Source organism: Actinomadura chokoriensis (assembly GCF_039529475.1).
GTDB lineage: Bacteria > Actinomycetota > Actinomycetes > Streptosporangiales > Streptosporangiaceae > Spirillospora > Spirillospora bangladeshensis.
On record NZ_BAAAMW010000036.1, the window covers coordinates 20,065 to 30,710 of the forward strand.

Below are 10,646 nucleotides of genomic sequence, written 5' to 3' on the forward strand. Positions count from 1 at the left end.
TCCGGGGCGGAGGCCGTGGGCGGGCGTGAGGGCGTCCGTCGCGGCCCTCAACTGCTGGCCTGGGCACTGGTACTCACTGTCTTCTGCGGGCTGGCCCTCCTGTCCGGGCAGGCGGGCGACTTCGGTTCTCGGCCGCAGGCGTCCGTGCCGCCCGCCGTGGCGGCCGGCCCGCCCGAGTCCGCGGTGGCGGACGGGGGCGGTCTGGTACTCGCCGTCGGCGCCCCCCACGACCCGACCGTCCCGTCCGGCCTCCCGACCATCGACTCCTGCAGCCGGTACGACGAGAAGAGAGACTTCTTGCCGCTGTACCGGTGGAACGACCTCTCGCTCTTCGGCGTCGACAATTCTTTCATCTTCAAGACCCAGTTGTTCGTCACCATGGTCTCCAGCCTGATGTTCATGGCCGCCGCGATGGCGTGGCGAATCATCGGCGTCCTCATGGGCGTCGGCTATGGCTTCGACATGATCTGTTCCGCCGCGGGGCCGATCAACTTCGTCGGCCGGAGCATGTCGCGGTACGCGTCCTGGTTCCTCATACCAGGCTGGGTGTTCGTTCTGATGACCGTGGCCCGGCGGTTGACGAGCGGCCGGCACGGAGGGCCCGCGTCCGCGCTGCGGCTGCTGGTGGTGTTCCTGGTCGCAACCGGAATGATCTTCTTCATCGGCGACCAGTCCAACAAGAACATGAACAATCCGACGGGCCCGTACACACTGCCCTGGATGGCGACGACAGTACAGGGCTGGGTGGGCACAACCACCGATTCCCTCCAAAGTCTACAGGAACTCGGCCGCTTCAACCGGGACAAGTACGCGCATCCCCTTTTCTATGACGGTGATCCGGCGGGCGGCACCGGCAAGATCACCTGCGCGGCTCTCGGAGACGCTTTGTACGAGAAGTACCGCGCGCAGAACAAGAACACGTCGATGAAGGACGGAAGCGCGACGATGATCCAGCTGAGCAAGATGTGGGAGGTCACGCTTGTCCGCTCATGGCAGGCCGCCCAGTTCGGCGAGGGGACTCTGGAGAATCCGTCCGCCGCCCATGCCTCATGCCGAGTACTGGAGGCACACTCCGACGTCGACCTGAAAAAAAAGCTGGAGGCATACGATCTCGCTGGCGGAAACACCTCCAAAACCACCGATGACATGCTGCGCGCGTACTACCTTGACCCGAAGAGCGACGAGCAGACCATCATGATCGCCTGGGGCGCCTGCAAGGGCAATGACAGCGGCAGCGGCACTGTCGAAGGCGGCACTATTCCGCAGTGGAATGACTCCGCCGTCGAGGACCGCGAAAAGGCATGCGACACCCTCTATAGCAGTAGCATCGGCAATGGCGATGACAATACCGGCTTTATCGATATGTTGTTCGGCAGTGAATCCAAGGTCAGGAACTTCTACTTCAACGGCAATGATGAACTGCAGGAAAAGCTCGGCGGGTGCGTCACCACAAAGGAGGCGTGCCGCGCCAGTTGGGACTTCGTCAGTTCCTGGCTCGGCCAGAATCAGGCCCAGCGGCTCACCCAGAGCCTGATGTCGTTGATCGTTTCGTTCGTCTTCCTGTTCGTCCTCGGCCCCGTCGCGCTCGGCCAGGCCATCAGCAGTGTCGCCCTGGCGGGCCTGGTGATGATCCTTCCAGTGACGTTGCTGCTGCTCGGGCTGAGCCTTCACCAGGGCAAGAGGCTGCTCAAGCTCACCGGGGCCGCCGCGATGGGGAACGCCTACTTCACCTTCGCGATCACCCTGCTGACGATGTTCATCGACACGACGACGGGGGCCGTCAACTCGATGGTCGGCACCAACTCGCCGACCTTCTTCGAGCAGGTCGCGCAGGGCATGGCCCCGCTCGTCGCGCTCTACCTGTACCGGAGGCTGAGCAGGATTCTCGGCACGGGTGACCTCTCCACCACGACCGGGGCGCTCGGCTTCGCCGGGGCGATGGTACTGCGTACCAGCGGCGATCGGCAGTTGTCGCGGAACGCCGACCAGCGCATGTCGCGGTCGCTCGGCCGGCTCGGCGCCGGCCGCATGCGGCTCGGCGCGCTGGACGAGCGCTCTCTGCAGCGGCGCATGCTGAACAACAAGGCGACGCGTGCGATGGCGAGCTCGGCCGGGCAGGGCGTCAAGCGGGCCGCCCGTCCGCTGACCGACTGGACCAAGGACCGCTATGACGCCTCGCGGGCTCGCTTTCTGCGCGGCGCCGCCGACCTGCAGCGCAGGGCGGCGTCCGGCTCCCCGGCGCAGCGCGCGAAGGCCTACGCGGACCTGAGCTTGGGCCTGGCCGCGGTGAACGTCGCGGGTTCACCGCTCGCTTCCCCGTCACTGCCGCTGATTGGCGACACCGGCGGCGCGGCCGCACTGGGTGGCGGCACGGCCGCGGGCGACCGGTTCGGCGGCCGGGTGGAGGGCAACAAGGACGGGCCCGGCAGCAGGCTGCAGCCCGGCATGGCGGCGGGCTTCCCGATGGCCGGTAGCGCACGCTCGGCCCGGCGGCAGGCAGAAACGTGGCACCGCAACATCACGCGCGTCGGCCACTGGGAGAAGCGGCGCGAGTTGATCGCCGGACACACCAAGGACGGGCTCGACATGGTGCGGGGCCGCCAGTGGGGCGCTGGCCAGGACAGCCGGCTGAACATGGCTTTCGACGGTTTCAGTAACGGCTACGACAAGGCCCAAGCGCTCGCCGAGATGGCCAAGAAGACCGGTCTGCGTCCCGAGCAACTCATGCTCGGCGATCATGGGCTGGCATTGCCCGTCCCGGTGGCGGCCAGCGGGAACAGCGGTCGGCGGGTCTTCGCGTCGGGCACGAGTATCGAGCAGGCATCGCACCCGGTGCACTACCTGGATCGGCACATACTGCGGAGAAAAATGGGCGAGAGTGACGACGAGTACATCGCCAAGCTCGTCGCAAACCTGAATGATTGCGGTTACATCACCGAGAATGGCGAGTTCGTCGACGTATATGCTGCGCACGGGTTCGACACTCTCGACCCGAAGGTGCGTGAGCGGGTCGCCGCCTACATTTCGGGCGGCCGGGACGAGGAGCTTTCGAAGATCGTCATCACCCCGCAGCGGTCGGCGGACAGTGCAGAGCGGGCCGCCCGCGATTGGGTACGCGATTCTAGGCCGAGCCTCGCGCAGAGCCGGCAACGGGAGAAGGAAATACTCGTCAGCTTGGTGAACGACACAAAGCGGGAGATCAGCCACTTCAATAAGATACCCATTGCAATGCCGGACGGAACTTCTACATCGGCCGGGGAACTTCGTGCCGAAATCGAGAAGTCGCTCCGGGACATGGTCGAGATCACCAAGATGACCGAGGATCTTTTCGACAAGCGATCGAAAACGTCGATTGCCCGCGAGACTTTCCTCGAGGAGCGGGACAGACTTTATAACGATTATCAGAAAAAGTTTCAGGACTTCGACCTGCACAGTTCCTTGCTGCGTGGTGCGGTCGACGCGTCGACATCGGCTCGCGGATCCTACAAACTGGCAATAAAGCTGGCAGATCCGAGCAGCGCCACGGACGTCGCAGACATTTACCGAGACGCCGAGGAACTCCAGGCCGACCTCAAGCGCGGACAACAACAGTGGCATGAGACCATGGAGCGGCTCGTCGGCTCCATCACCCGGAAACCGGGAAACGCTGCTGACGCCCAGAACCTCGTTCAGTCTCTCGAAGAGTTCAGGGTTGAGATCGCCCAACGGATCAGCAGCGAGCAGAGCAAGAACCAAGACGTGATCAAAGACCTCAAGGACAAGCAGAGACGCCTCGAAGACGCGGTCAGACGGGCCAGGACGGACCCCCGACAGCCACCGCATGACCCGGTCGACGCCTTGGGCCTCCTGGCCAACCTGGGCAGGCGCTAGGACGTGTCCGGTGGATCATGCGTTGATCCAGAGCAGTGCTGTGACTAGGACGATTGCCGCTCTGTAGTTGCGGGCGAGCTTGTCGAAGCGGGTGGCGATGCCGCGCCATTGCTTGAGGCGGCCGATGCAGCGTTCGACCACGTTGCGGCGTCTGTAGAAGGCCGGATCGAAGGTCGGTGGACGCCCGCCGCGCGAGCCACGGCGGGCGCGTCCGGCCTTCTGATCAGTGCGTTCGGGGATGGTCGCGGCGATTCCCCGGTCCCGCAGCGACCGGCGGATCGCGGCCGAACTGTAGGCCTTGTCGGCGATCACCCGGCCGGGCCGGCATCGCGGCCGCCCCGTCCCGCACCGGGGCACCCGGATGGCGGCCAGCACCTGCCCAAAGACGGTGCAGTCGTTGACGTTCCCGGCGGTGACCACGATCGACAGCGGCAGGCCGCGCCCGTCGACCGCCAAGTGGACCTTGGTGCTCAGCCCGCCCCGTGACCGCCCGAGTGCCTGCCCGGACGCCCGATTCGTCCCATCCGGTTCCCCTTTTTGCGGGCGCCGGCGGCGTGCTGGTGCGCGCGCACGATGGTGGAGTCCACGCTGACGGTCCAGTCGATACGGCCGACCGAGTCGTCGTGGACCTGCACATGGGTCAAGATCGCATCGAAGGTGCCGTCGGCGGCCCACCGCCGATATCGCTCATAGAAGGTCTTCCAGTTGCCGTACCGCTCGGGCAGGTCCCGCCACGGGGCACCGGTGGCCAGCTTCCACAAGATCCCGTTCACCACCGTGCGGCGATCGGCCCACCGGCCGCCCCGGACGGGCTGCGCGGGCAAAAGCGGCTCGATCCGCCGCCACGCCACATCGGTCAACTCATGCCGTCGCACCACGACACACCATCAACCCACACCCAAAGATCACCCTCAGTCAAACACCAAGATCTACCGGACACGTCCTAGCCCCGGCTGACGTGCGTGGCCGGCCGTGCGGGAGGACGAACACGCCGAAGCGATGGGAACGGCGGCAGGGAGAGACCCCCGCCGCCGCCAGGTCAGCGCCGCGATGCGCCGCGGTCTTGTGGCTGTGCGGTACCGGGATGATCTGCCGAACCCCCGGCGCCCCGGTCAGTAATCGTAACGGCGGCGGCCGTCGCCGTAGCGGCGGTATGGCCTGTCGCGGGAGTCGTAGTCGTCGTAGGGGTCGACCAGCAGAATCCAGACGAAGTAGCAGACCAGCAGTCCGGCGAGAATGCCGACAACGCTGACGCCGCCCTCCCCCGGGAACTCCTTGTGGGTCGCGGCCGCCGTGCAGACGTCATGATCGCAGATGGCGTCCGGATGATGGCGGCGCCACTGCTCGGTCGGCGAGGACACTCGCACGTGCTGCTTCCCGCGGATCAGCACGGCGGTCTGGCGGACACCGTCCTCCTCCGCAGTGGCTCCGGGGCTGAAGTGCTCGCCTGCGTGGATCTTTGGCCGTCCCTGGTAGACGGCGTCAAGCGCCTTGGCGGTGATCCAGGACCGGTTGGCCACGCAGATCAGCGCGACGACGGCGAGCATCGCCACGAGCACGATCCGGACGACCAGACTGCCGCAGCCTCGAGCGGCACGCAGGAGTGGCATACCAACGACCCGTGCGGAGCCGGCGCGCCCCGGCAACCCGCGGCCACATCTTCGCTGCCCCCGGACCGTCCCTGAATGCCCCGCCCAAACCTGGCTTGCTTCTAGATCCGATCTCCGGACGGTTTACGGCAAGGCGGTAACCAACCCGCGAACAAACAGAGGATCGGAGATCGCAATGACGCCTATCATCCTGACCGGCGAAGGTCTAAGGGCCTGGCAAGCGATCAAGAAGGACCCCCGGCAGGTCGGCGTGGTGCTCGATCTGGACGGCTCGCTATGGCGCTCCGTCCAGTACCCTAACCGCCCCGACGTCGACAAGCGGGTCCCGGACACGCTCCGCAAACTGAACGAGCAGGTGGGTTCGCTGGGGTTCTTGACCGGGCGATCGGTCGAGCAGGTCCGCAGTTTCCTGGGCGACGTCTCAAGGTTCCACGTTCTCGGCCAGTTCGGCGCCGAGTACGCGTACAAGGACGACCACGACCTGTGGGTGCCGGTGCCGCCGGGGCTGGCAGAGGCCCGCACCAGGCTGGGGCAGGTCCTGAGGGAGGCTCAGCTGGAGGGCGTCACCGTCGAGGACGTAAAGTCCCACATGGTGGCGGTGCACTTGCCGCCCGGACTCGACCCGGCGGACGTCGCCGACCTGGTCGAGGCGATACAAGGACTGGCCTTAGCCACCGGCCTGGCGTTCACCCCTGGGCACGGAGTCGTCGAGATCGGACCGCCCGGTGTCAACAAGGAGTGGGCGCTGAAGCGGTTCGTCAGCGGACGCCGGCGGAAGCTGTCCACCATCATGTACGTGGGCGACAGCGGGCCGGACCTCCGCGCGTTCGACGCGCTGGATCGGCTGCGCACCGAAGAGGGCGGGCAGGTGTCCACGCTCAAGGTGTGCGCGTCCGACCACCCGAAGCTGACCCGGCGGGCCGACGCGGTCGTGGACGGCCCGGTGGGAACGGTGGAACTGCTCCTGACGCTGGTCGAGATCACAGCTCCCTAGCAGCGGCAGTGATCTAGGCGACCGAGCACGTCCGCGGTCGCCCTGACATAGACCGGTCGCCACTCCCGACGGAGTGGCGACCGGTTCCTTTCCCTGCATCCTGCCCACTGCGAAGCGAACCGGACACGCCGCGGTGGCCCGGCGTGGTCCGTCCACGCCGACGCGTCCGCCCGCCACCGCGCGCCCGGACCGTCGAGAATGCGGGCCTTCAGTGCAGCGAGACCTTCCCGGGCGCCAGAGAACGACCGGTGACGACCAGCCGCACCGCCGCTTGGAAGCGCGTCTCCGGATTCGCGATGAGGGCGCCGACCTGTCCTGCCGCGGCCATGTCCTCCGCCACCGCCCCCGGCCGCACGCCCGTCACGAAGTCGGCGTCGAGCGGCCCCTTCACAGCGACGCACCCGCTCGGCAGCACCATGAGGGGCCCGACGAAGACCCGGCTCCCGGAAGGGATGAGCGAAGCCAACGCGCGGACGACGGTTCGCGCGGCCGGCCCCGTCGCCGTCACCGCCTCCAGCCGCTGAAGCGCGTCCGGGGTCCGCTGGAGCAGTTCCCGCGTGATGACCCCGGAGGCGACCAGCGACTCGGCGCCTGGCCCGGTGCCGTCGGACCGGTTCACCACGAAGGAGTCCCCGACCCGGGTGACGATGGCACCCATCTCCTCCCGCGCTTGGTAGACCCGGCCGGCCAGACCCCGGTCGCCGTCCGTGTGCCGTGTGAGCACCTCCAGCCAGGTCTCCGACAGCCGCGCCTCGATCGAGGCGGCGATCCGTTCCGCGGCGGTCCACGCCGGGTCGGCAGACGGCGCCGCGGGCTCTCCCGCGCCGTCCGGAGCCGTGAGCGGCTTCGGCTCCGCGTTCTTCGGCTCCGCGTTCTTCAACTCCGCGTCCTGCAGGTCCGCGGTGTCCACCGGCCGCTGCGGCACCGGCGTCTCCGGATGGTCCTGCGTCAGCGGCGGAGTTGGCCAGTCCTCGGACGCCCGGAGACCGCCCGAGAACATGGAGGCCCAATCCGCCTGCGGTGTCGTCTCGTTCGGCGTCAGCGGCGTCCGCTGTTGTTTCGTACCTCCCGCACGCTTGATGCCCGGCTGGTCCGCGGCCTTGCCCTTGAGCGGCTTCTCACCGGCCCGCGCCGCCGTCGCGGCCTCGCCGTCCGCGGGGTCGGCCACCCGGCGATCCTCTGCGTCCCGGGCTGATGGTGCTGGAACTCCCGCCGGGCCGTGACCTAGTCGCGCAAGCCAGTCCGGGGGCCCGTCCGCCTCAGAACAGGAGCCAGGCGATCCGGCGCACCTTCGCCCCCGCCTTCCATGCGGCGATCAGCTCGTCCGGCACGGCCTTCCGCCTCTTCACAGAGATCCAGGGCTCGCACGGCGTCGAGCCCTTCGCCGAGTATCGTCCACCGCTTCACGGCGCCGGCAAGGCGTCAGCGTTGGGCCCGCGTATACAAGACAGTGGCACGGCGGCGGCCAACGCGACCGCACCGACAAGGACGGAGGTGGTGTGCGGATGACCGCCGGCCCGCTCGCGGCGGTTTCCTCACCAGCGGTCACCGTCGCGTACGGCCTGCTGCGAGCAGCTGGGGCTCGGTCTGCTCGATGGACGCACGGGAACGGTCTCGACCGTCCGCACCGTGGTGGTCGCGCGACGGCGTGGTCTGCGAGTGATCGTCGGCGGCGATTTCGCCCGCGCCAGGTCAGGGCTGATCCGCCGGTGCGGTCAGGGTTGAGGCCAGCCGGTGGAGCAGGGCGGCCAGTTGCTCTTGTTCTTGTGCGGTGAGGCCGGAGAGGAGGCGGTGCTGGTTGTCCAGGTGGGCGGCCATCAGGTCGTCGGTCAGGGCGATGCCTTCGGGGGTGAGGGTGATGAGGCGTCCGCGCGAGTCGTTCTCGGCGACGGTCCGGGCGACCAGGGCGCGGGCTTCGAGGCGGTCGACGCGCTTGGTGATCGCGCCGGTGGTGACCAGGACGGTCCGGCTCAGCTCTCCCGCGGACAGGGTGTAGGGCGCGCCGGAGCGGCGCAGTGCCGCGAGGACGTCGAAGTCGCCGTTGCCGAGGTCCGCCCCGGCGAAGAGCGGGCGGAGGCGCTGGTCGACCTCGTCGGTGAGGCGGAAGAGGCGGCCGATGACCTGCATCGGCCGCGTGTCCAGGTCCGGGCGCTCGCGGTTCCACTGGGCGACGATCGCGTCGGTGGCGTCAGGGGCGTCGGGGTGCATGGCGTTGATTGTATCTTCCGTGGAAGTTATATTAGCTTCCATGGAAGATAATCTTGCCTCGGCGCCCGCCGTGCGGGTCGTGTGCTACTTCGACGCCAGTTGCCCGTTCGCCTGGATCACCTCCCGGTGGCTGCTCGAAGTCGAGCGGCTGCGGCCGGTCGACCTGAGTTTCCGGATCATGAGCCTGTCGGTGCTCAACGAGCACCGCGAGATCGAGCCCTGGTACCGCGAGTTCAACGACCGGGCCTGGGGCCCGGCCCGCGTGGTCACGGCCGCCGAGGTCGGCCACGGCACCGCCGTCCTGCGCGACCTGTACACCGCGCTCGGGACGCGCATCCACAACCAGGGCAACAAGGACTACGACGCGGTCATCGCCGAGGCTCTCGACGAGGTGGGGCTGCCTTCATCGCTGGCCGAGGCCGCGTCCGGCGACGAGTTCGATGCGGCTCTGCGCGCCAGGCACCAGGCCGCGCAGGACGCCATGGGCGAGGAGGGCGGCACGCCCCTCATCACCCTGGACGGGTCGACGTTCTTCGGGCCCGTCCTCAGCGCCATCCCGAGAGGCGAGCAGGCCGTCCGGCTGTTCGAGGGCGTCCGGACCCTCGCCGGGACGGAGTCGTTCGCCGAGATGAAGCGGGCCCGGGGTGCGCTCGACTTCAGTTGATCCGAACGCGTCCGCGCGCCGCCGCCTCTACGCCGCCGCACTCGTCGGGTCGATCGGCGACGGCATCTACGTCCCGCTGACGATGCTGTTCGTCCATGCGCTGACGGGGTTGTCGCTGACGGCGATCGGCGCCGGCCTCAGCCTCGCCGGGCTGTGCGCGCTGGCGTTCATGCCGGTCGCCGGGGTCCTCATCGACCGCCTGGGGGCCAAGCGCGTGGTCATGTGCGCACTGGTGCTGCGCGCGGCCGGGTTCGCCGCCTACCCGTTCGCCGACACCTACCCGTCCTTCCTGGCGGTCGCCGTGGTGGTCGCGGTGGGGATGTGGGCCTCCACGCCGAGCCAGCACGCGTTCATCGGCGAGATCGCCCAGGGCGCCGAGCGCGACCGGCTGCTGGCCTGGGACCGCAGCCTCCGCAACGGCGGCATGGGGCTGGGCAGCATCGCGGCCGCCGCCGTGCTGGCGGTCGACGGCAACACCGGCTTCATCACGGCCGCGATGGTGCTGGCCTCGCTGTTCGTCCTGGCCACCGGGCTGGTGGCGCGGATCCCGTCCGTCCGCGGGGGCGTCCGGGAGGCCGTCCGGCAGCGGAAGGAGCAGCGGGGATACCGGCAGGTCCTCACCGATCGGCCGTACCTGCTGATCGCCGCCGCCAACTTCCTGATCGCCTTCGGCTACACCACGCAGGCCATGGCCCTGCCGGTCTTCCTCACCCGCGACATCGGCCTTCCCGACGCGCTCGCGGGAGGCGTGTTCGCGCTCAACACCGCGCTGGTCGCGGCGCTCGGCATCCCGGTCGCGCGCCTGACCATGCGAGGCAGGCGTCCCCGCACGGCGGCACTCGGCGCGGCCATCTTCGCGGTGTCCTTCGCCGCCTTCGCGGTCATTCCGCAGTTCGTCGGCGGGACGTCCGCCATCGTCGCCGTCCTGGCGGTCGCGGTGCTCTACACCAGCGGGGAGCTCATCCACTCCGTGCCCGCGCAGGGCCTGTCGGTCCAGGCCGCGCCCGACCACCTGCGCGGACGGTACCTGTCGGTCTACCAGCTGTCCTGGTCGCTCTGCCGGACGATCGCGCCCCTGCTCCTCGGGTTCCTGCTGGAGGCGGGGCCCTGGCAGTTGTGGGCGGTCCTGGCGCTGATGGTCCTGGCCGGCGCGGTCATCCTGCTGTGCACCGAGCGCGTTCTGCCGCCGCACGCGGTCGGCATCCGTCCGGCGGCCCCGGAGAGTGACGTCGGGCTCATCGACGCCGAACGTCTTGCATGGGACACGACGTCCCACTAAATTCCGGATCAGTGGGCCGGG

Annotated in this window: 7 protein-coding genes and 1 pseudogene; 4 read left to right on the plus strand and 4 right to left on the minus strand. The window is 68.5% G+C overall.

Annotation, left to right across the window (positions count from 1 at the left end; translation table 11 throughout):
- The first annotated feature begins 15 nt into the window (after positions 1-15).
- Positions 16-3,870, plus strand: coding sequence for a hypothetical protein (locus ABFX46_RS40130; RefSeq protein ID WP_346049319.1), 3,855 nt, complete (start codon positions 16-18; stop codon positions 3,868-3,870).
- A 15-nt stretch (positions 3,871-3,885) separates the two neighbouring features.
- On the opposite strand, the pseudogene ABFX46_RS40135 reads toward ABFX46_RS40130, so the two are convergent.
- Together ABFX46_RS40135 and ABFX46_RS40140 are read right to left on the minus strand one after the other, a co-directional pair.
- A pseudogene (locus ABFX46_RS40135) lies at positions 3,886-4,745 on the minus strand (IS5 family transposase).
- A 237-nt stretch (positions 4,746-4,982) separates the two neighbouring features.
- Positions 4,983-5,423 (minus strand): hypothetical protein, encoded by a 441-nt coding sequence (locus ABFX46_RS40140; RefSeq protein ID WP_346049323.1) that lies wholly within the window; start codon positions 5,421-5,423, stop codon positions 4,983-4,985.
- A 232-nt stretch (positions 5,424-5,655) separates the two neighbouring features.
- Between ABFX46_RS40140 and ABFX46_RS40145 the strand changes: the two genes are divergently transcribed.
- The gene (locus ABFX46_RS40145) at positions 5,656-6,474 is read left to right on the plus strand and encodes a trehalose-phosphatase (protein ID WP_346049325.1); all 819 of its coding nucleotides are present in this window, start codon (positions 5,656-5,658) and stop codon (positions 6,472-6,474) included.
- Positions 6,475-6,682: 208 nt separating this feature from the next.
- Here the strand turns inward: ABFX46_RS40145 and ABFX46_RS40150 are convergent, their stop codons facing one another.
- Entirely contained in the window at positions 6,683-7,642 is a 960-nt protein-coding gene (locus ABFX46_RS40150) for a hypothetical protein (RefSeq protein ID WP_346049327.1), read from the minus strand.
- A gap of 524 nt (positions 7,643-8,166) precedes the next feature.
- Positions 8,167-8,682 (minus strand): MarR family winged helix-turn-helix transcriptional regulator, encoded by a 516-nt coding sequence (locus tag ABFX46_RS40155; protein ID WP_346049329.1) that lies wholly within the window; start codon positions 8,680-8,682, stop codon positions 8,167-8,169.
- 40 nt (positions 8,683-8,722) lie between these two features.
- On the opposite strand from ABFX46_RS40155, the gene ABFX46_RS40160 reads away from it, so the two are divergent.
- Entirely contained in the window at positions 8,723-9,346 is a 624-nt protein-coding gene (locus ABFX46_RS40160) for a mycothiol-dependent nitroreductase Rv2466c family protein (protein WP_346049331.1), read from the plus strand.
- Positions 9,327-10,625: an MFS transporter gene (locus ABFX46_RS40165; RefSeq protein WP_346049333.1), complete on the plus strand. Its 1,299-nt coding sequence runs from the start codon at positions 9,327-9,329 to the stop codon at positions 10,623-10,625. The genes ABFX46_RS40160 and ABFX46_RS40165 overlap by 20 nt, the downstream gene beginning before the upstream one ends.
- The last annotated feature ends 21 nt before the right edge of the window (positions 10,626-10,646 follow it).